We start from the raw sequence: 21192 nt of genomic DNA on the forward strand, positions 1-21192 counted from the left end.
CTATGCGACCTGGTGGATTCGTCAGGCGATTACGCGCTCCATCGCGGATCAGGCCCGTACCATCCGTATTCCGGTTCACATGATCGAAACGATCAACAAGTTGGTCCGGACCGGCCGTCAGATGCTGCACGAAATCGGCCGCGAACCGACACCGGAAGAACTGGCCGAAAAGCTGCAGATGCCGCTGGAGAAGGTTCGCAAGGTGATGAAAATCGCCAAGGAGCCAATCTCGCTCGAAACGCCAATTGGTGACGAAGAAGACAGCCAGCTGGGCGATTTCATCGAGGACAAGAATGCCGTGCTGCCACTGGACAGCGCTATTCAGGAAAACCTCAAGGAAACGACCACACGGGTTCTGGCCTCACTTACTCCGCGTGAAGAACGGGTTCTGCGGATGCGCTTTGGCATCGGCATGAACACCGACCATACGCTGGAAGAAGTTGGTCAACAGTTCAGCGTGACCCGCGAGCGTATCCGTCAGATCGAGGCGAAGGCGCTCCGCAAGCTGAAGCACCCCAGCCGGTCGCGCAAATTACGATCTTTCCTGGATCAGTAAAAACAAAGGCGCCTCATCTGAGGCGCCTTTTTTTTGTTGGCCAAACACCAACATGTGGCCATCTGTGACATCACTTTGGCGAGATTTCACAAGGCATTGAGTTGTCCCGGTTTTATGTCTCTCCTGTCCACTCATGGGGCTGGCCGGGGCGAGGCATTCTAGCTGATGACCCCCGGTTACCGTTTCGACACATTGATGGGGTGGCTAACCCGTTTTTTGAATGTGCTCGGTGCTTGTCCAGTCCACCGTTTAAAGGCATTCGAAAACGCTGCTTGATCAGCGTATCCAAGCGAGTATGAGATCTCGGACAATGTCATTCCGTTTTTGATAAAGGTTTGAGCCAGATCGCATCGCAGGTCTTCTACGACCTCGCGATAGCCGGTCCCCTCGGATTGCAGGCGGCGTGTCAGTGTTCTCGGGCTCATTCCCAAGCGGGCTGCTGCTTCTTCGGCGGGAATGACATGACCCGGCATTGAGCGTGTGATCAGACCCTCGACTTGTGCACGTACCATGTTCTTGGTCGATTGGCTTTCGGCAAGCAGGCGTTCCCCGTAGTCCAACAGATGCGCGCGCAAGCTGGGGTCATATGTGGGAATACCAATGTCGAGGGCAGAGAGCGGTAGGACAATCTCCATTTTTTCCGCACCAAACACCACCGGGAAGCCGTCGATTTTTTGGTAAATCGCTTCGTGATGTCCGATCTCATGCTGAAAGCGAATCTCAATCGGGTAGATTTTAGATTGTGTGAGCGTGCGCATGCGCGCCAGCGCAGCAAACATCAGAAATTCAGTTCTCCGATGATACCGGGCAAAGCTCGGGTCTTTCCAGTCAGCCTCCAGCGATGCGAAGTTCCCTGAAACACGCAGGCTAAAAACAATGGCCGGATCAATGAACTTGTGAAACCGGCCTGCATTCTCCATGGCCTGGCGAAGATCGCGCGAGTATTTGCTGATATAGGCTGTCAGGCTGGAGGAGGAGGAAACCAACAAACCAGACCTGGCGCCGAATGTAATGTCATCCAATGCATCGCATGCGTATCGGACAAACAATGCTTCGCCATGGGCGCTGTAGACAGTTGCGGGTGGGGCAATGTCTTCCTGTTTCAGGCCACTGTTTTTCATGACCTGACTAATAAGTGGCCGATCCTGCGCCTGCTCATTCAGCGCCTTGATCAGCATATGGATTCTGGAAACATCGACATCCATCGTGAAGTCTGAACCCTGTTTAACCAGATATCATATTAGCAAGTTTGAAAAATTTGGACACATGGCTTTGTTGGAGGTGGTTTTTCCTCCCTCTGAACCGCAGAACGTCAGCCTCGGTAATCATGCGTCTGCGCCATTTTGACCGATACTCACAAATCATTGTCAGTTTCGAGAAAGAGAATCCACGGGCAGGTTCCTAAATGACAGGATGTGTCGGGTCGGTGCCTTTTGGGGATTAGGCTGAGCTCTGGACATCACCGGTCCGAAGCTCCCCGACACGTCTCCACTCTGAAAGAAACAATGCCTTGGCAGCCCTACTTGTCGCATTGCCGGGTGCAGACCGGCGTGGCAGTTTTGACTGAGTGTGTAGTGCAGCAGAGATCAGGATTGCCGGAAAGTTCATCTCTCATAACGGGTTATGAAGACGACCTCATCGTATTCGATGGCGAATGCGTTTTGTGTTCGCGCTTTTTCCGCTTCATGCTGAATCATGACCGGAACCAACGGTTCAGCTTTGCCACGGCGCAATCCCCGGTTGGACAGAAACTCTATTCAGAGCTCGGCTTGCCAATGGATGATTTCGAAACCAATCTCGTGATCGTTAGGGGCGTTGTTTATCAAAAGCTGGATGCATTTGCCGCTGCCATGAGGGTTCTGCCGGGCCCTTGGCCGGTGCTTTCTATTTGTCGCTTCTTGCCGTCAATTCTCAAAGATCCATTGTATAATTTCATTGCCCGAAATCGTTATGAGTTCTTCGGTCGATACGACGCCTGTATGGTGCCCGATCAGGCGATCAGGTCCCGATTTTTGCCGCAAGGGTTCTGAAGAATGCCTGATCCGTTTCTAGTGTCTCTTGCAACAGGAGAACCTGTCCCACCTGCCGTCAGACAATTGCACAGTGGGGCGGGCGCTTATGTTGGGCGTTGCCGGATTGAACGTGGTGAGAGGGGGATGATCTCACTATTGCTCAGACTTGGCGGTTTCCCGGCAGCATCAGAGGACGCGCCAGTCTCACTCGAGGTTGTAAGCAAGGAAAAGAACTGGATCTGGGAGCGGAAGTTCGGCACGCATTTAACCCGATCTCAGCTGACCTATGACCCACGCCTTGACTGTGTGCATGAGCGGATCGGGGCTTTGTCTATCTGGTTGAAGCCCGTCATGCGTGGTGAGAAACTGAGTATAGAAATTCTGCGTCTTCACGTTCTTGGGGTGCCGTGTCCGCGATTTCTTCTGCCGCGCTCCAATACTGTTGAATGGCAAGATGATGAGGGACGATTTCGGTTTGATGTTTCAGCCGATGTGCCCGGATTGGGCATGCTGATAAGATATCAGGGATGGTTGTCTCCGGTTCACGCGGAACTGGTCGACGTTTGAAATGATTGTGAACTTCACTGTCCTGATAATTGCGACATACTAGTCTTTGTTTCAGGTCAACATAGGAAAGATGTTAATGATGAAACAGATTGTTAGAGTTTCAGTTCTCACAGCGGTGGCGCTGAGCGCAGCTATCGAGGTAAGTGCAGCCCCGAACGGTTATCGGACCGAGGCGATCAACAGCACCGATTTTGAAGTTATTCCAAGAACTCGAAGAGATGTGGATGGCTATTGGTGTGCTGCCGCTGATTTCGCACGGCGAACCCTAGGTGCCGGATGGCAGCAGAGGATATACGTACTGAGAGGTTACGGCCCCAGTGTTACCACCGGCCGCCGCACGGCTGTTCAGTTTACGCTTAAGGCCCCAACTGGTGGCACACCTCAACAGGGCAGTTTCGTCTCTGCCGGTTTTCAACCCGGTGACAGCATGTCGGTACAAGGGGCAAACGGGCGTTGCAATCTCCGGCCCTTCATAGACAGATAAATCATTGGTAAAAGGCTGAAATGCAGACCGAGTTCATTGTTCAAACGCGCGGTTCAAGACTCTATGAGTTTACTGCGGAAATTCGTGCTTGGCTGGACTCGGTCGGTGGGGACGGGCTGTTGACGCTGTTCGTCCGCCATACTTCGTGTTCATTGCTGATACAGGAAAACGCTGACCCTGAGGTTCAGACGGACTTGAAGGCATTTTTTGAGCGTCTGGTCCCGCCTTCGGATCATCCTTCAATGTCTTATCTGCGGCACACCTATGAAGGTCCTGATGATATGCCCGCCCATATCAAAGCGGCAATGATGCCGGTTTCGTTGTCGATTCCTGTTGTCAAAGGGCAGCCGGTATTGGGCACATGGCAAGGCATCTATCTGTTTGAACACCGCAGCGCACCTCATGCGCGCAAGGTGGCAGCGCACCTCGCCTGACCCCTTTATCTTGCGTTGAAAAATTCCGACTACCCAAATCCTAGCGGGTCGCCTATAGTTGTGGATAAGTCAGCCGTAGTGCTTACAAAAAGAGGCGGAACAAGGGACGAGGAGACGGCGGATGCGCTGCCCGTTTTGCGGAAATATCGATACTCAGGTCAAGGATTCACGCCCGGCAGAGGATCACGTCGCGATCCGCAGGCGCCGGTTCTGCCCCGCTTGCGGAGGCCGCTTCACGACCTATGAACGCGTTCAACTGCGCGATCTGGTTGTGATAAAAACAAACGGTAAGCGCGAAGATTTTGATCGCGACAAGCTGGAACGATCAATCCGCATTTCCATGCAGAAACGCCCGGTTGAGCCGGACCGGATTGATCAGATGATCTCTGGTATCGTGCGCCGTCTTGAAAGCATGGGCGATACGGATATTCCATCCAACAAAATCGGTGAAATCGTCATGGAGGCGCTGGCGCGGATCGATACCGTAGCCTATGTTCGCTTTGCGAGTGTCTACAAGAATTTCCAGGCGGCCGATGACTTCGAGGAGTTTGTCCACGAACTGCGTCCGCCGCAGCCTTCGACGGACGAGTGAGCGAAACTGATAAGCGATATATGGCGTTGGCCCTTTCATTAGGGCGGCGCGGGCAAGGCACGTGTTGGCCCAATCCGTCCGTCGGGTGCGTACTCGTTCGTGATGGTCGGATTATCGGACGTGGTTGGACGCAGCCAGGTGGTCGTCCACATGCCGAGACCGAGGCCTTGGCACAGGCGGGCGAAGCTGCGCGTGGTGCAACCGCCTACGTCTCACTCGAGCCCTGCTCGCATCATGGACAGACACCTCCCTGTGCGCAGGCCCTGATTGATGCTGGGGTGGCGCGTGTTGTCTCTGCCATCGAAGACAGTGATCCGCGTGTAGCCGGGCAGGGCTTTACGATGCTACGCGATGCTGGCATCGAGGTCACAACGGGCGTCTTGATGGAGCAAGCCGCATGGGATCTTGCAGGCTTTTTCCTCAAGACCGAACAGGGGCGTCCGTTCGTCACGCTAAAACTGGCAAGCAGCTTTGACGGCAGGATCGCTACCTCCACTGGTCATAGCCAATGGATCACCGGACCTCAGGCCAGGCGTGCCGTACATGCGATGCGTGCGCGGCATGATGCTGTGATGGTTGGTGCGGGGACTGCTCGTGCGGATGACCCGTCGCTGACGGTGCGTGATCTCGGCGTGTCTCAGCAACCCGTGCGGGTCGTGGTTTCACGGCATCTGGATCTGCCTTTGATGGGACAACTCGCTCGCACAGCCAAGGAAACTCCGGTCTGGTTATGCCATGGGCCGGCACCTGATGCTGAACGCGCACGTGCATGGGAAGGGCTGGGCGCACGTCTGATACCCTGTGCTCTGAGCGATCATCACATAGATGCCTCTGATCTCTTGCAACAGCTCGGGCAAGCTGGATTGACCCGATTGTTCTGCGAGGGTGGGGCAGCGTTGGCCGCGTCTCTACTGGCTGATGACCTTGTCGATGAGTTGGTCGGTTTCAGCGCTGGTTTGACCATCGGTGCAGAGGGTCTGCCTGCGGTCGGATCACTCGGTCTGGAGACGCTTGAAAGCGCCCCTCGCTTTGAGTTGATTGAAACACAGGCAATCGGTGGGGATATCCTGCATCGCTGGCGGCGCGCATCGCGCTGAGCACCAGTTTAGCGCCAGATATGCGCGTGTGTGGCCATTGCACCCTGTAGCTTAGACAGAAGCCGGTTCAGCGGACCTGCCTGAGGCGAATGTCCTTCTGCAAGATGATCCACAGCCACCTCGACAGGGCACGGTTGACGGGTAACGGGATCATAGTAGCGCGGATAGTCGATCAGGGATGCATGAACCAACCCCATTAAAGAGGGACGAGCACCTCGTCGGGCGGGAACTGATCCAAGATCAGTTGTAAGACCCCAGCCAGCGTAAAATGGAGCGCCCAAAGTTGTCACCTTGACGCCGCGCAGTAACGCTTCGAACCCCAACAGCGAGGTCATGGTCCATACTTCGTGAACCTCGGGCAACAATAACGCCGGATCGACATCGGTCGCGATAACATCCGCCCAATCATGAGCTTCAACTTTTCCGTCGCGCAGACCAGCCTCAACGTCGGGATGGGGTTTGTAGATCAGGACCGCATCAGGGTTCGCTTCGCGCGCAGTGCGCAGCAGATCTAAATTTGTGCGTACTGTACTGGTGCCCAGCAGAATGGATGCGTCATCCTCCACTTGACCCGCCACAAGAATGCGATGCCCTTCGGGCAATGAAGGAATTGAACTGCCGATGTTGTATTTGCTTAAGCCCAATGACGTCAGGCGGGTGATAAGCCGCTCAGCGCGCTGTTCTTGATCCGGGCGAAGCGTTTCCCGGGCGGATATCAATTCTTCAAGCCGGCTGGGCCGGGTCGGGTCGTAGTAGATGCCAAGATCATCTGTGACCAGAGAAAGGGGGGGTACAAGACTGGCACCCAGACCGCGAGATCGCAGAAAGCCATCTTCGATGCGAACGATATCTTCTGCATCACGATCCTGACTGGCCCAAACCATATGCGGCTTTTCGGAAGATCTAGTTGGACCGCTGGTGAAGCGAAGCTTGTGGTACCGTCCAAACATCTTTTGGAGGTGTTTACGCTTCCACAGTCTCATTCCGGACGCAGTCCAGCCCTTGTGGTCTTGCCGCCAGGCACCTGTTTGCGCCTCCAGTGTGTTCAATACGGTTTCGATTTCGCAAAGCTGGTCCCGATAGGGATCGTACCAGGTCGGGTACAAAATCATGGCCGCCGCAAATAGCTGCGCTCGAGTCAGAGTGCGTCGGCGGTTCGGTAAAGTATCCTGATCCTGTGTCAGTCCCAAACCGGCGTAAAACGGCTGTCCGAATACGCGGGGCTTATGACCGGCCAGTATTGCTTCGAAACCGAGTTGAGAAGAAAGGGTGTAAACCCCAACAGCACCTTCCAGCAGTGACCATGGGCTAATTGGATCGCGTAACAGCGACACGCGATCAGACAGATCCTGATCCGAGAAATACCCCGTGCGATGTCCAGCAAGTGTTTCCGGGTGTGATTTGATGATCACGCGCGCACCGGGGTTCTCCTCTTGAGCGATGACCAGCATTTCGCGAAACTTCGCGTGATCACCTCCGCTCGCAGTGACAGCTGCATCGCCCTGCGTCTGGTCCACAACCAGAACATAACCCGGGGCAGGAGGGGCGAGGTTCAGGTCAAAGGCTGAATACTTGCTAAGATGAAACTCACCTATTCTCTCCATCGCCTCGCGTGCACGATTAAGCAGGGCCGTGTCATCAAGCGGGTGTTTTGATAACAGGTTTTCGAGATCAGACGGGCTGGTTGGATCAAAGTGCACGCCTTCTCGGTCAAGCAGCAAACCAAGTGGAGCTTCTCCGTCTCGTCCCGGATGCAGTGACCTGAGAAAGGCATCCTCAACACGGAGAATTGGGCTTGTGTACTTTTGCGCGACATTCAATCCACGATACGCGGTCGGGCTGTTGCCCCAAACACCTACCATATCGCCGTCTTTTGGCAGGCCCAACCGAACATCGTATCCTGCCAGTGCCAGTATTCGGCGAACCCGGCGTTGCTTCAGAAAGCCGCCATTATAAACAAACAACCGAGAGCGTTCACTCCCGGCCGACTGTTCCAACTCTGGGTGCATCCATCAATTACCTGTCAGCGTTTTAACATTCGCCAGCGGCGTCAATCCACCTGCAATGAGTGAGATGGATTTGGTCCACTGTGCATAAGGCGCTTCGGTTACATAGATGGTGTCGTCGTCGCGAATTACGAAATCGCGTGCAACAAACAGACCATTGGGTGCTGTCAGATTCAGCAGGTAGATCATGCGTTGCTCTCCCTGCAGGTCGGGTCGTCCCATAACTTTTCGTGCGATATCCTGACGTTCGTCTCGCAAGACAAAGATACCGGTTGGGTCAGAAGACAACGATTGCAGACCGCCGACCTGTGCCAGAGCTTCCAGCGCGGACAAATCCTGACTTTCAAAGGCAACGCGGGACTGACCGCCGGTCGCACCCAAGGCAATGTACGAACGGGAATCCTGTTCAACAAGAATACGATCACCGCCGCGTAAGGCGATATCGCTCTTGGGGTTTCGGAACAGGTCATTATACCAGATGGTACCGCGTTGATTGCCGCGGATCACGGTGACCAAGGCAATGTCTGAGGCGACTGCCACGCCCCCTGCCTGCGCCAGCATACCCGACAAAGTGCGGCTCGGGCGCTCGATCGGGTAGATGCCGGGCGCACCGATCGTTCCCGACAAAGATACCGTTGATCCGTCGCCTGCAATGCGGCGTACCTGAACCTGTGGATCTGGTGTTTGTTCATCCAGTTTGCTGGAAATCAGGGCACGCAGCTGCTCGGGCGTATTGCCCGCTGCACGGAGACGGCCTGCGTAGGGGACAAAAATGAATCCATCGCTGTCCACCTGAACCTGATCGAGGATGGTTGCCCCGCCCAGATCGCTGGTCAGCAAACCGTCGTCGACGTTTTCCCAGATTGAAAGCCCCAACACGTCACCGGGACGAACTGTATCTGCGGTAAGACTTTGCGCGCTTGTAAATGTGGAAGAAAAACCAAATTGCGGGATTGCAGAAGTTGCTTCCGCGACCCTGTCATCCACTTCGACCACAAATGCATTTCCACCATTTGCAGTGGAGCCCGCTAGGATTTCATTCTTGTTTGGACCTGACTTTGGAAGCTGGCACGCCGCCAGCAAGCCACATACGGCGACAAAGGATACTCCCCGTACCCAACGGATTGCAAAGCGCTGCACTGCCGATATTCCTCAAACGTCTTTGGTTGCCTGTTTTGGGCAGGCTAACTGTTTCAGCCCACAACATCCAGCGACAGGTTGCCAATGTCACTCAACGATTTTCAACTGTGGCGTCATGGCCGCTGTATCGTTCATCATGGATTGATATGGGTCGTTTGCGCGCAGCATCATATCTGTGGCGCGACGCAGCAACTGTCGCCGACCGCGCCGGGAGTAGAAGCCACCCGGCACCTGGCTGGTTTCCAAAAGAAACTGTCGATAACGCTTGTATGCATCGCTGTCAGGAGCTGCGGGGGTCGCAAAGAACTCTGCCACTGACTGCTGAGATACAAACTCGGGCTTGTCATAAACGGACCGGCCAAAGATGCGTAACGGAATGCCGCGCCACAACACCTGTTGCCCGGCGGTCGAGTTGACAGTGACTGCCGAACTTGCGTCATCAAGCAGTTTGGCGAGCTTGCCGCCCGGCACATAATGCACCCGGTTGGATATGCCATGTGCTGTTGCCATTTCGCGAACGCGTTTTCTCAGCGGTTCGCGGTGGTTTTCCAAAGGGTGCTCTTTGACGACCAGGTGGTGGTGAAGCGGGGCACCTTCTGCGAACCCGGAAATGACCTGCTCAAGAAAATCGGACATGCCAGAATAGTCTGAATGCGCTTGAACCGAGCTGTCGTGCCCCAGTTGCAACAACACGAGGTGATAGGGAAAACCGCCTCGCCTGACACGGGCAGTCGCCCAGCTGCGCTGTAAGCGATGAATGGGCATCAGGGCCAGGCGTTTGAAATATAACCTGAATTCTTTGGATACAGGCAGTTCGCGATGCGGGCGAAAGCTTCGGTACCTGTGATTCAGGAACATGACTAATCCATGGTACAAAGCACCGTAAAAGATGTGCTGGCGCATGTCCCCCCAATGAGAAGGCGGCGGGGGCGTCTGCGTGTCGGATTGTTCAAGAGCGAGCTGCATCTGTTCGACGCTCAGGTCCATAAGGCGCGAATTGCCGTTCGATCCACCTCGCTCATAAGTTATCCACCAAGGGCGTAGGTACCCTTCTTCGAAAACGTGAACGGTTATGCCCCGTGACTTCGCAGTTTCGATAGCGCGTGCGTGAATGGGACGGATGTCGCCATATAGAACAATATCAGTCACGTCATTCGCGATGATGAGATCCGTCAACGTCGCGGGCCAGTCTTCGGGTGGGTTCCGGTATGGGATGTAGGTATCTCGATCAAACCAGAATGCCTCGTCACCCGCGTTGAATCCGACACGTAACACTTTTGCACCGGTGGTACGCAGCGATCGTCCAAGCTTGCTGAAAAACGGACCATGTGGTCCCTGCAAGAACAGAAACACGCGGCTGTCCGGATTGATCTGTGCAAAGGGCATTTCTGCTGCTCGAACTCTGATCTTTTCGTGTTTATTAATAAAATTATGCCTGTTTACGGCATTCCGGGCAAGCCGGGGCTTGCTCAGTGCGTGCCATGGCCTTACCTCGGCGTTGATATCGGGAACAAGCTAGGCTCAGAGGGTTAACAGAATGTTTACAGGGATCGTCACCGACATCGGTACAATCGTCGAGCTGGAACAGCAGGGCGATCTTCGAGCTCGGATCCGAACCGACTATGACACGGCAACGATTGATATCGGCGCGTCAATTGCCAGCGATGGCGTCTGTTTGACTGTCATCGCACTGGGTGATGACTGGTACGACGTGCAGATCAGTGCCGAAACGGTTTCAAAAACCAATCTCGACAAATGGCAGGTTGGAAAGCGGGTAAACCTCGAACGCGCCCTGAAGGTTGGCGACGAACTTGGGGGGCATATCGTTTCAGGCCACGTGGACGGCGTAGCTGATGTGGTGTCGGTAGAGGACGAGGGGGACAGTACACGGGTTGTGCTGCGGGCCCCCGCTGATCTGGCCCGCTTTATCGCCCCCAAGGGATCTGTGGCGTTGAACGGAACATCCCTTACTGTGAACGACGTGGAAGGCCGCGAGTTTGGCATCAACTTTATTCCACACACCAAAGAGGTCACAACCTGGGGCGATGTCGCGGTCGGTGATCGGATCAATTTGGAGATTGACACTCTGGCACGTTATGTCGCGCGGCTTGCAAGTGCTAACGCAGGCGCAGAATAATACCTTTTGGTCAACGCGTTGGCGAGCCACCAGCACGCCAACGCGATTATCGCTCCGAGATAGCCATCGACAGCATAGTGCCACGCTAGGTGGACCGATCCGATCTGGATCATGATGGCGAAAATCGAAAATGCCCAGCCCAGCCAGCGCGAATATTGGAATGCGAAAAGCGCCATTAGCACGCTGGATGCCACGTGCATGCTGGGCATGGCAGATATGCCCTTTATCACGCCCCCACCGCTGAATTCGGCCAATAATCTTTCCTGAACCTGCAGGGCCCAGACGGGGCTTATCCGATCAAGGTCATACAGATTTTGCATTTGCTGGACGTAGGTGTCCCCAAATCCGAAATGCTCGTAGTAGACTGGACCGACTGATGCAAAGACTGTGGCCAGCAAGTTGCCTCCAACAATGAACACCAAAGCAAAGGCCACCAGATAGGTCATTCCGCGCTGAGTGTCGCGCTTGTCAAAACAGGCGGCAAACAAGGTCAGATAGATCAGCGCGAACCAGAGATGATAGGCGACATTCAGCACCGTCGTCAGAGTGGTGTTCCCGAACACCGGCCACAACAGCAGCCAAACGTCATAGCCACCGTGCAGGGTTCGATCCAGTTCAGCAAAGAATGGGTCCCACGAAAACGGGTTTATCAGGACGATGATGTTTTTCAGGCAGGTGAAGCTGGTAATCAAAAAGCCGATGGACAAAAAACACACGGTGCCGTCGACCAGAGTTATGTTCCTTGCGATGTACTTGCGTGTATCCTGCATCATCCATTGAATGGGTTTTGCGGGTCTGATCCAAATCGCGGCGTATACGAACCTGAAGACAAAGAATATGGCCCCAATAACGATGGCATATTTGATCAGGCGTCCCACGATCTCGACAAGACTAAAGCCCAATACGGTCCAGTAGGGCAGGCCTGCAAAGTGGCTTATGACGGCACCTCCGATGACGTGGAGGGCTATTATGATCAATAGCAACCTGTTCCGCAGGATAGATGAGAACAGACCATTTGCCTGAGATGGCTGGTTAAAGACATCAGCACTATTCATCTATTATGCCCACACATGACGACCGAGTTTGAACGCCTGCCTAAGGTGCGTTCATACTTTGGCCCGGCGAGGGCCAGAGTTGGGCTATTCTGGGGCATGCGAGAACGCTGTGTTTCCATTTCGAACACAGTACTGCGGGCACTAGCTATTGCACCCAGAGTATTTCATGCGTCGCCAATTCTGGGTTGAGACATGTTTCAGTACGCGGTTGCTATTTGCCGGGACTGTTCCGCTTGTGGGGTGTTCGGCTTGTCCGGTGGGGGCCTGTCCGATGCCCATGCCTCTGGTCGCGTGATGATGGCATCGGTTGGAAACAATGATCATATGCCGCCGTTGCGTCTGTGGTCTGGTGTTTGGCGCCGTACTGGTCTATCCCGCGCAGCAACACCTGCTCTGCGAAAGGCTGCCCAATGAGCTTTGAAACACCCGGACCGGTCGAGGCCCAGCTGCGTGATGCGATCAGCCCGATCGAAGAGATCATCGAAGAGGCACGCAAAGGCCGTATGTACATTCTGGTCGATCATGAGGATCGTGAGAACGAAGGCGATCTGGTCATTGCCGCAGAGTTTGCGGATGCGGATGCCATCAACTTCATGGCTACCCATGGCCGGGGGCTCATCTGCCTGCCGATGACAGCGGAGCGGATTGATAGTCTGGGATTGCCGATGATGGCTGTGAACAACTCGTCGCGCCATGAGACCGCGTTCACCGTTTCCATCGAGGCCCGTGAAGGCGTGTCTACGGGCATCTCGGCTGCCGACCGGGCGCTGACTGTTGCGACCGCCATCAATGAGCAGAACACCATGGCTCAAATCGCAACGCCCGGACATATTTTCCCGCTTCGTGCCAAGCGGGGCGGGGTACTGGTTCGGGCCGGACATACCGAAGCTGCGGTAGATATCTCGCGGCTGGCGGGGCTGAACCCCTCGGGTGTGATCTGCGAGATCATGAAGCCTGACGGCACCATGGCGCGTTTGCCCGATCTGGTTGCTTTTGCCAAAGAACACGACATGAAGATCGGCACGATCAGCGATCTGATCAGCTATCGGTCCCGCAACGACAATCTCGTGGTTGAGACATCGCGTGAGATGGTGACCTCGGAATATGGCGGCGAGTGGGAGATGCGGCTGTTCACCGATCAGACACACGGCATTGAGCATGTGGTCATGATCAAGGGCGACATCACCACGCCCGAGCCGGTACTGACCCGGACACACGCGCTACATGAAGCGCCGGATATTCTGGGGCTCGGGCCGAAATCCCCGCAGGAATTGCCGCGGGCGATGGAAAAGATTGCTGCCGAAGGCCGCGGCGTTGTTTGCCTTTTCCGCCAACCGCGCAACTCGCTCTATGCAGCTGATGACGAAGGACCGCGCACTATCAAACAAACCGGTCTGGGTGCGCAGATTCTGTCGAAGATGGGCATTCAGGAACTCGTATTGCTGACCGACTCGCCGGAAACCGTATATCTGGGCCTAGATGCCTTTGGGCTGTCGATTGTGGGGACCCGCTCAATTCTCAAGGATGACTGATCGTGGCTGAACAAGACAAACACGGCGTGCTGCCGACACCAACATTCGACAAGCCGGTGAAACTGCTGATCGTTGTGGCACCGTTCTATCGTGCTGTTGCGGACAATCTGGTAGCTGGTGCCAAGGCCGAGATCGAAGCGGCAGGCGGCACATGCGAAGTGGTTGAGGTGCCCGGTGCGCTGGAAATCCCCACTGCCATCGCGATGGCTGATCGCCAGTGCAACTTCGACGGCTATGTCGCGCTGGGCTGCGTCATTCGCGGTGAGACCACGCATTACGAGACGGTCTGCAACGATTCTAGCCGTGCGATCCAGTTGATGGGTCTTCAGGGGCTGTGTATCGGCAATGGTATCTTAACCGTCGAAAATGACGATCAGGCTGAAGTCCGCGCAAATCCTAAAAAGATGAATAAAGGTGGCGGAGCCGCTGCTGCGGCCTTGCATCTGATCGCGCTCAGCCGTAAGTGGGGCTCTTCCAAAAAGGGCGTCGGATTCAAGCCGCCGTCCGAGTCCATCCTTGTGGCGGGCGATAGCAACGGACCCACGACAGCATGACCCAGACAGACGCGCCGAAGCCGGCCAATCAGAAACGACTTATGAAGTCTGCCGCGCGGCTCTATGCCGTGCAGGCCCTGTTCCAGATGGAGCAGTCCGGGCAAACGATCGAGCAGGTTGTAAACGAGTTTCTGGATCACCGGTTCGGCGCTGTCTATGAGGGTGAGGAAATGCTGGATGGTGACATCAGCGTTTTCCGCAAACTCGTGGATGATGCAGTGAACTATCAGGCGCCGATCGATCAGATGACCGACCGAGCGCTGGTGGCGAAATGGCCGATTTCCCGGATTGATCCGACTTTGCGCGCACTGTTCCGGGCAGCCGGGGCCGAGCTGACACAGAGCGACACGCCCCCCAAGGTAGTCATCACCGAATTCGTCGACGTCGCACGCGCGTTTTTCCCTGAAGGGAAAGAGCCGAAATTCGTCAACGCAGTGCTGGATCACATGGCGCGTGAGGCGCAACCCGAGGCATTCTGACGCCTTTACCCGAACCAGATATGCGCTAACCTGAATGTCATAGCGCAATGAGGTTCATCATGCCCAAACTGATCCGCCTATACATCACGCAAGTCGCCTGGGGTTTTGTTATCTCGGCTGTGTTTGTCGGGGTGCTACTGGCCCTGAACGTCGCAAATCTACGCCACCTGATCACCAGCTCTGAAATCGGCCTGATCGCGTTGGCGATGATCTGGTTCATGAACGGGATCGTTTTTGCTGGCGTTCAGTTCGGCTACAAGATCATGAGCATGGCCGAAAAGCCCGGCGGACCGCGTCGTGGATCGCCTGTTGTGCACAGCTTTGAACCGGCTGTCGTCAAACAAGAGGCGAAATCAGCGCGCTGATTTTCAAGGAAAATGTGGCGGGACCACCAGTCAACCGTGGGGCTTTGATTCCCGAGGACCTGTATATACAGGTGGGCGCCAGGTAATCAGGCCAGGACCTGAACAGAGCCAGCTCCCTCGGAATTGCTTAAGGCCACCGGAATGCTGCCTGTCACGAGAAGGGCAGAACCCGCCACGCGCCTAAGTAGGGTGTGCGGCGGGTTTGCACAAGGGGTCACGCATCAACGGTTTCGTGTAGGGCAGTGCGCATTTTGACGAAATGCTCATCCCAGCCACTATCCAGCGACAGTATCAGACCAAATGCGTCTGCGCCCTGAGGCAGACCTTCGTGCACCAATCCTAGGCGCGTACCTCCAGCCACGGGCTCCAGTGTCCATTTGACGGTGCTAACGGCGTCGCCCATCGGTTTAACTGTGAAGGTATATTCCAGATATTCGGGCGGTCGCGCCTCGCGTACTTCACCCCAAATCAGAAGGTCGCCGCTGGTTGTTCCGTACATCTCAAGCTTTTGTCCTGTCGCAAGTGGGCGCTCCGGTTTGTGAAACCACTCGGCCAACCGCTCGGGCTTTGTCAGATAGTCCCATACCGTTTCCGGAGTGGCGCGTAAAAAGATCGATTTCTGCAATACTGCTTGGGTCATTTCTGGGTTCCTTCAATAGCTTTCTTGAGATCGGCCAGGCGTTCATCCCAGAACTGGTCAAAGTAGCTGAGCCAGTCCAGAACAGGGGCCATGCCCTTTGGTTCAAGTCGGTTGATGCGTTCCCGGCCTCTTGCTTCAACCGAAATAAGCCCGCCGTCCGACAGTACCGTCAGGTGCTTTTTGACAGCGGCACGGGTCATATCGAAACGATCTGTCAGTTGCGCGATGGTCATATCCTCGACCGCAAGCATCTGAACTATGTCCCGACGGGTTGGATCGGCAAGAGCGCGGAACGCGTTTTGGGTCTGTGTATTCATGGTAAACCTCATTGAGATACCATTTGGTATCATATTAATGAGATACTAAATGGTATCATGTCAAGAGGGTGTCGAGACTTGATTTTTGTTCACTAATTGTTCACATTCGTGGGATGATGCTAGATCTGCAACCCGGACAAAAACTGGCCCGAGGTGTTTCACGACACCTGACGACCCATGGTTATGTTTCGATTGAAGAATTCGTTCCTGCCCGCGGCTTGCGCGTGGACGTAATGGGCCTGGGTCCCAAAGGCGAGCTATGGGTGATTGAATGTAAATCCGGTCGAGCTGATTATCAGTCGGATTCCAAATGGCAGGGCTATCTGGAATGGTGTGACCGATTCTTTTGGGCCGTCGATACCGAGTTTCCGGTGGACCTGCTGCCGCCTGAAACAGGTCTGATCATTGCGGATGCCTATGACGCAGAGATAATCCGTATGGGACCAGAGGCCAAAGTGGCCCCGGCGCGCCGAAAGAAAATGATTCAGAAGTTTGCAACAGATGCGGCACGCAGGTTGCAAACACTGCGAGATCCCCGCGTCTAAGAGGTCAGTCTTTAACGGCCCGCGCTGCCTGAGCAGCCGCACGAATTTCCTCGGCGATTTCTTCGGCCTCTTCGGGGTCGAAATCCATGGGGATTTCAAGATTGTCCGCTTCGATGAACAGGCGCACCATGCCATGGTCAGTTGGACCAATCTGCAGGTTTGCTTCGATGTCGCGTTCGGTGTTGATGCTCATGTTCGCCTCCGGGGACTGAGCGTTCCTGCTAGCGCGCAACGGGTTGAGAATCAAGCGGCCTATGGGGTCTGATGGGAACATGGATGACATCGTACTCAGACCATTTCGTGCCGATGATGCGCCTTGGCTGGTTGAAAGGCACGGCACGCTTTATGCGCAGGATGAAGGATTTGACCATACATTCGGTCCGCTTGTTGCGCGTATTCTGGATGAGTTCATTGCAGATCATGACCCCAAGCGAGAACAAGGATGGATCGCTGAGCGGGCAGGGGAGCGGCTGGGCAGCATTTTCTGCGTCGCACTCGGTAAGAATACCGCGAAATTGAGGTTGTTCCTTTTGGTTCCCGAAGCGCGAGGATTGGGTTTGGGTAGGCGCCTGCTGGAGACCTGCATGAGATTTGCCCGACAGGCGGGATACCGTGAAATGGCCCTTTGGACACATGAAAGTCACCGGGCAGCTTGTGCATTATATAGGGCGAATGGTTGGCAGCTGATGGAGAGCAAACCGGTCCATTCCTTTGGTGTCGATCTTGTCGAACAAAGCTGGAAAATTCAGCTTTAATCCTCTTGCATTCCCCGTGCGCGTTGGGTACATCGCCCCTCACAAGTGCCGCCTTAGCTCAGTTGGTTAGAGCGCTGGATTGTGGATCCAGAGGTCCCCTGTTCAAGCCAGGGAGGCGGTACCATCTCACATATATCAACACTCTCACAAAGCTTCGTGGCTTTGATCGCTACAATTCTGCTTTTAGAGGGATTTGTGGGTGCTGCCTGATTTTCGAGGCAACGAATTACCGCGCCGCATCCTTGGATACGACGCGGTTGATGATGCATCAGACGAAACTGACGCCGTTTTCTGCCATTGGCAGGTTGGTCACCTGCACGCCTGACAGTTTAGCGATGGCATTGGCCAGAGCTGGTGCAGAAGGTGGAGTGCCCGGTTCTCCTACGCCAGTAGGAGCTTCGGCTGATGGGATAATATGCACGTCAATTGCAGCAATATCACCAATCCGCAGAGGCTCGTAATCAGGGAAGTTGAACTGATCCACAGAACCACCTGTCAGGGTGATTTGATCACGCATGACATGGCCGATTCCGTATCCGATGCCACCTTCCATCTGGGCACGCACGACATCAGGATTTACCGCGATTCCGCAATCGACGGCACAAGTCACTTTTTCGATGCGAATGCCTTCTTCCGCATCGCCAGAAACCTCGACCACCTCGGCGACATAAGAACCAAACGACTTATGCACGGCGATGCCCTGCGATCGCCCTTCGGGAACGTTGCCCCAATCGGCTTTTTCCGCTGCCAGTTTCAGGACACCAGCTTTGCGTTGCTGATCGGCATCACCGCTATCCGTCAGATGGGACAGACGGAATTCAACCGGATCACGGCCGGCCGCGTTTGCTGCCAGATCCATCATGGTCTCCATCACATAAGCTGTATGCGTGTGGCCCACCGATCTCCACCAAAGGACCGAAGTCGCCTTTGGGGTGTCGGTCAATCCCAACGCCATTCCGGGGATCTGATACGGGCTGTCTGCGATACCCTCGATCGAGCTGTGATCCACGCCGTCATGTACCGCGAACGACTCGAATGCGGTTCCTTTCATGATGGACTGTCCGGCGACCTGATGCTGCCATCCGACGATGTTCCCACCTTCATCAAGGCCGACGCGAACCTTATGGCCGAAGGCTGGGCGATAGTACCCGCTCCGGATATCGTCCTCACGCGTCCAGACGAGCTTGACCGGGCGAGAACGGTCGGTGACGACGAAAGCCAGCGCCGCTTCGACCTGGTAGTCCGCATCCGGCGTCGCGCGCCGGCCGAACGATCCGCCAGCCAGCATCGTATTGATCTGGATTTTCTCCGGCGGCAGACCAAAGATCTGCTGATACGCCATATGAGGGCCTGTCGGCATCTGGCTGCCGTCATGCAGTACGATGTTACCATCTGCAGTCTGTTCGATCGTGCAGTTGAGCGGCTCCATCGGTGCATGAGCCAGAAGCGGAAAGTAGAAGGTCTTTTCGACAACTGTATCCGCGCCATCAATGGCGGCTGTAACAGATGCTACATCAACGTTGTTCACATTGTAGGTTGGCTCGGCATCCAGTGCCGACATGATCTCGGCCTCAATCTGATCCGAGTCGCGCGTTTCGGCAGCGGATAAATCCCACTCTACTTCCAGCGCGTCTCGTGCCTGAATGGCGGCCCAGGTGTTTTCGGCGTAGACTGCAACACCGGCCTGATTGGGAAGCACAGCAGCGCTGATGTAGCCGTTAACATCTTTCGATGCACTGTCGTCGAAGCCGGTGACAAGACCACCGCGCGATTCCGGACGTTTGATCATGGCGACCATCTGATTTGGCAGATGAACATCCATGGCATACATCGCCTGACCGTTACCTTTGATCGCTGAATCCTTGCGGCGCACAGCTTCGTTCCCGATCAGTTTGAATTCTGTCGGGCCCTTCAGACGAGGTTCGGCCGGTGGCTCCAGCTGAGCTGCCGCAGCAACGAAGTCACCAATCGGGGCTGACTTGTCTCCTGCCTTGATGATGCCTTCCTCGATTGTGATGCCGGATGCATCGACGCCCCAATCGGCAGCAGCGGCAGCGATCAGCATTTCACGCGCTGCAGCGCCCGCCTGGCGATATTGCAACCACGAATTGGCCATCGCGGTTGAACCGCCGGTGCCCTGGAAGGGGCCGAACAGCAGGTTGTTGTAGACCTCGGGGTTGGACGGCGCGAATTCGTATTCGATCTGGTCCATACGCAGGCCGATTTCTTCGGCGATCAGTGTAGGCAGGCCGGTTGCCGGTCCCTGACCCTTTTCAAAGTGCTTTACGATCGCTGTCACAGTGCCATTAGCATCGATTTTCACGAATGGGTTTAGCTGCGCAGTCTCAGAAGAGGCGGCGGCCAATGCCCCGTCAGTGCGTGCACCGATCAGCAGGACAGCCCCCGCTGCAGCTGCGCCTTTCAAGAAACCGCGGCGAGATGTGTTGATGGTCATTGATCAGGCCTCCAGAATATCTGATGCGCGCTGAATGCCGGCGCGGATACGTTGATAGGTGGCACAACGGCAGGCGTTGCCGGACATGTACTCGTCGATTTCCTCTGCCGATGGTTTCGGGTTTTCGGACAAGAGACCAACGGCTGACATCACCTGACCAGACTGGCAGTAGCCACACTGGACGACGTCCAGTTCGACCCACGCCTGCTGTACGGCAGCGCCGATCTTGTCTTCACCCACGGCCTCGATGGTCGTGATTTCGGAACCTTCGACATCTTCGATGTAGGTCTGGCAGGATCTGATGGGTTCGCCATCCATATGAACGGTGCAGGCGCCGCACGAAGCTACGCCGCAGCCAAATTTTGTTCCGGTCAGCTTAAGCTCATCCCGGATCACCCAAAGCAGGGGCGTGCCGGGTTCGGCGTCAACCGTGTGGGTCTCGCCATTCAGTTTCAAAGTCAAAGCCATGAGGGGACTCTCCTGTTCGCGCTGGTTTCCTGAATCGGTAAACTGGCGCGTTTACAATAGCCCGGAATATGGGTTTGTAAACTGATAAGTTTACCACATGGTTTGACCAGCGAAGAGAATTGCGTCTATAGGTGGAGATCATGAACGAATGCAACGCTCCGAATGCGTCGAAACACGCGCAGATCATCGAAGCGGCTGTGGCAGAGTTCCAGGAAAAGGGGTTCGTCGCAGCCAGTATGGATCGCATTTCGGCACGGGCCGAAGTGTCGAAGCGCACGTTGTATAAGTACTTTGAAAGCAAGGAAAACCTGTTTCGATCGATCGTGATCGAGCTTTCTAATCGTTTTTCGGAAGTACTGGAGATTCGCTATCAGAAAGGGCGAGATGTTCGCGAGCAACTGACCGAGCTGGCCTGGGCCGAAGGGCGTGTTTTGATGTCTCCGGACGTGATGGCCATGTCACGTATGATCATCAGCGAAACCATGCGCAATCCTGAACTGGCGGCGGCTGCACAAGGCAAGCTGGACAAAACATCTATCTTCATTTCGATGCTGAAAGATGCGGCCGAAGACGGCCAACTGAGTATCGATGATCCGGAGCAGGCCGGGAAGGAATTCATTGGTCTTATCAAGGCCAAGGCTTTCTGGCCCATGGTCTTCAGCGGATCAGTTCTGAGCCATTCCGAGATGAAGGCGACAATAGACAGCAGCGTCGAAATGATGATGTGCCGGTATGGCACTGGCGCATGAAGCCACGGGATTGTTCGTTCTGCGTCATGAATACATGGCGAATTGCATCAACCTGCTTTGAACTACTTTCCGACCAGTTCTGTTCTCGCCGCAGTCAGTGTAGTTTTGTTTGAAGGTTCTGAAAGCTCTTGGAAATGCTGGACAATCTGAAAACCGTCGTGTCGAGGGCGAAGGAGCGCTCGCAAAAATGCGGCAGTAAACTTTGACTTTTTGAGCAGGAGGCGGGTGCTGTTGCCAGACCAGAACAATGCTG

The 21192-nt window shown here is 55.1% G+C and carries 23 protein-coding genes, 1 tRNA gene and 1 pseudogene; 15 read left to right on the forward strand and 10 right to left on the reverse strand.

Going from position 1 to position 21192, the window contains the following annotated elements:
- On the forward strand, positions 1–556 hold a 556-nt coding region (locus E1297_RS26035; RefSeq protein WP_155143417.1), incomplete at its 5' end, for a sigma-70 family RNA polymerase sigma factor.
- A gap of 176 nt (positions 557–732) precedes the next feature.
- Here the strand turns inward: E1297_RS26035 and E1297_RS26040 are convergent.
- Positions 733–1761, reverse strand: a complete 1029-nt coding sequence (locus E1297_RS26040) for an AraC family transcriptional regulator (RefSeq protein WP_155143418.1) — start codon at positions 1759–1761, stop codon at positions 733–735.
- 369 nt (positions 1762–2130) lie between these two features.
- Between E1297_RS26040 and E1297_RS26045 the strand changes: the two genes are divergently transcribed.
- The 5 genes from E1297_RS26045 to ribD all read left to right on the forward strand — a co-directional run bounded on the left by E1297_RS26045 (position 2131) and on the right by ribD (position 5742).
- A complete protein-coding gene (locus E1297_RS26045; protein ID WP_368669680.1) occupies positions 2131–2586 on the forward strand; it encodes a thiol-disulfide oxidoreductase DCC family protein in 456 nt (151 codons plus the stop codon).
- A 3-nt stretch (positions 2587–2589) separates the two neighbouring features.
- Complete coding sequence (locus tag E1297_RS26050; protein ID WP_155143422.1) at positions 2590–3135, forward strand: DUF4166 domain-containing protein; 546 nt, start codon at positions 2590–2592, stop codon at positions 3133–3135.
- Positions 3136–3639: 504 nt separating this feature from the next.
- A complete protein-coding gene (locus tag E1297_RS26055; RefSeq protein ID WP_155143424.1) occupies positions 3640–4053 on the forward strand; it encodes a secondary thiamine-phosphate synthase enzyme YjbQ in 414 nt (137 codons plus the stop codon).
- Positions 4054–4174: 121 nt separating this feature from the next.
- Positions 4175–4645: a transcriptional regulator NrdR gene (gene nrdR, locus E1297_RS26060; protein WP_155143426.1), complete on the forward strand. Its 471-nt coding sequence runs from the start codon at positions 4175–4177 to the stop codon at positions 4643–4645.
- Positions 4642–5742 carry a bifunctional diaminohydroxyphosphoribosylaminopyrimidine deaminase/5-amino-6-(5-phosphoribosylamino)uracil reductase RibD gene (ribD, locus tag E1297_RS26065; protein ID WP_170332801.1) on the forward strand — a complete coding sequence of 367 codons (1101 nt, stop codon included), beginning with the start codon at positions 4642–4644 and terminating at the stop codon, positions 5740–5742. The genes nrdR and ribD overlap by 4 nt, the downstream gene beginning before the upstream one ends.
- A gap of 8 nt (positions 5743–5750) precedes the next feature.
- Here ribD and E1297_RS26070 read toward each other — a convergent pair whose 3' ends face one another.
- From E1297_RS26070 to E1297_RS26080, 3 genes are all read right to left on the reverse strand, one after another.
- Entirely contained in the window at positions 5751–7751 is a 2001-nt protein-coding gene (locus E1297_RS26070) for a capsular polysaccharide biosynthesis protein (RefSeq protein WP_155143428.1), read from the reverse strand.
- A gap of 3 nt (positions 7752–7754) precedes the next feature.
- The gene (locus E1297_RS26075) at positions 7755–8888 is read right to left on the reverse strand and encodes a polysaccharide biosynthesis/export family protein (RefSeq protein ID WP_209016005.1); all 1134 of its coding nucleotides are present in this window, start codon (positions 8886–8888) and stop codon (positions 7755–7757) included.
- Between the two features lie 87 nt (positions 8889–8975).
- Positions 8976–10274, reverse strand: a complete 1299-nt coding sequence (locus tag E1297_RS26080) for a capsule biosynthesis protein (RefSeq protein ID WP_155143429.1) — start codon at positions 10272–10274, stop codon at positions 8976–8978.
- Between the two features lie 151 nt (positions 10275–10425).
- Here E1297_RS26080 and E1297_RS26085 point away from each other — a divergent pair, with 151 nt between their 5' ends.
- Positions 10426–11025, forward strand: coding sequence for a riboflavin synthase (locus tag E1297_RS26085; protein WP_155143431.1), 600 nt, complete (start codon positions 10426–10428; stop codon positions 11023–11025).
- Here the strand turns inward: E1297_RS26085 and E1297_RS26090 are convergent.
- Entirely contained in the window at positions 10983–12080 is a 1098-nt protein-coding gene (locus E1297_RS26090) for a phosphatase PAP2 family protein (protein WP_209016006.1), read from the reverse strand. The genes E1297_RS26085 and E1297_RS26090 overlap by 43 nt on opposite strands.
- A gap of 410 nt (positions 12081–12490) precedes the next feature.
- Between E1297_RS26090 and ribB the strand changes: the two genes are divergently transcribed.
- The 4 genes and pseudogenes from ribB to E1297_RS26110 all read left to right on the forward strand — a co-directional run bounded on the left by ribB (position 12491) and on the right by E1297_RS26110 (position 15010).
- Positions 12491–13612 (forward strand): 3,4-dihydroxy-2-butanone-4-phosphate synthase, encoded by a 1122-nt coding sequence (gene ribB / locus E1297_RS26095; protein ID WP_155143433.1) that lies wholly within the window; start codon positions 12491–12493, stop codon positions 13610–13612.
- 2 nt (positions 13613–13614) lie between these two features.
- Positions 13615–14091 (forward strand): annotated as a pseudogene (locus tag E1297_RS26100) (6,7-dimethyl-8-ribityllumazine synthase); the annotation flags it as partial.
- A 71-nt stretch (positions 14092–14162) separates the two neighbouring features.
- On the forward strand, positions 14163–14645 hold the full coding sequence (gene nusB, locus E1297_RS26105) for a transcription antitermination factor NusB (protein ID WP_155143437.1): 483 nt from the start codon (positions 14163–14165) through the stop codon (positions 14643–14645).
- 59 nt (positions 14646–14704) lie between these two features.
- A complete protein-coding gene (locus E1297_RS26110) occupies positions 14705–15010 on the forward strand; it encodes a hypothetical protein (protein ID WP_155143439.1) in 306 nt (101 codons plus the stop codon).
- Positions 15011–15224: 214 nt separating this feature from the next.
- On the opposite strand, the gene E1297_RS26115 is transcribed toward E1297_RS26110, so the two are convergent.
- Positions 15225–15650, reverse strand: a complete 426-nt coding sequence (locus tag E1297_RS26115; protein WP_155143441.1) for an SRPBCC domain-containing protein — start codon at positions 15648–15650, stop codon at positions 15225–15227.
- Positions 15647–15967 (reverse strand): helix-turn-helix transcriptional regulator, encoded by a 321-nt coding sequence (locus E1297_RS26120; protein ID WP_155143443.1) that lies wholly within the window; start codon positions 15965–15967, stop codon positions 15647–15649. The genes E1297_RS26115 and E1297_RS26120 overlap by 4 nt, the downstream gene beginning before the upstream one ends.
- A gap of 116 nt (positions 15968–16083) precedes the next feature.
- On the opposite strand from E1297_RS26120, the gene E1297_RS26125 reads away from it, so the two are divergent.
- Positions 16084–16512, forward strand: coding sequence for an MmcB family DNA repair protein (locus E1297_RS26125; protein ID WP_209016007.1), 429 nt, complete (start codon positions 16084–16086; stop codon positions 16510–16512).
- A 4-nt stretch (positions 16513–16516) separates the two neighbouring features.
- On the opposite strand, the gene E1297_RS26130 is transcribed toward E1297_RS26125, so the two are convergent.
- Complete coding sequence (locus tag E1297_RS26130; RefSeq protein ID WP_155143447.1) at positions 16517–16705, reverse strand: DUF6324 family protein; 189 nt, start codon at positions 16703–16705, stop codon at positions 16517–16519.
- 79 nt (positions 16706–16784) lie between these two features.
- Between E1297_RS26130 and E1297_RS26135 the strand changes: the two genes are divergently transcribed.
- On the forward strand, positions 16785–17267 hold the full coding sequence (locus tag E1297_RS26135) for a GNAT family N-acetyltransferase (RefSeq protein ID WP_155143449.1): 483 nt from the start codon (positions 16785–16787) through the stop codon (positions 17265–17267).
- Positions 17268–17314: 47 nt separating this feature from the next.
- Positions 17315–17391: transfer RNA gene (locus E1297_RS26140), tRNA-His, on the forward strand.
- A gap of 144 nt (positions 17392–17535) precedes the next feature.
- Here E1297_RS26140 and E1297_RS26145 read toward each other — a convergent pair.
- Positions 17536–19722 (reverse strand): xanthine dehydrogenase family protein molybdopterin-binding subunit, encoded by a 2187-nt coding sequence (locus E1297_RS26145; protein WP_155143451.1) that lies wholly within the window; start codon positions 19720–19722, stop codon positions 17536–17538.
- Positions 19723–19725: 3 nt separating this feature from the next.
- Positions 19726–20190 carry a (2Fe-2S)-binding protein gene (locus E1297_RS26150; RefSeq protein ID WP_155143453.1) on the reverse strand — a complete coding sequence of 155 codons (465 nt, stop codon included), beginning with the start codon at positions 20188–20190 and terminating at the stop codon, positions 19726–19728.
- A gap of 140 nt (positions 20191–20330) precedes the next feature.
- Between E1297_RS26150 and E1297_RS26155 the strand changes: the two genes are divergently transcribed.
- Complete coding sequence (locus E1297_RS26155; protein WP_155143455.1) at positions 20331–20939, forward strand: TetR/AcrR family transcriptional regulator; 609 nt, start codon at positions 20331–20333, stop codon at positions 20937–20939.
- Positions 20940–21192 lie beyond the last annotated feature (253 nt).

Source organism: Roseibium sp. RKSG952 (assembly GCF_009711355.1).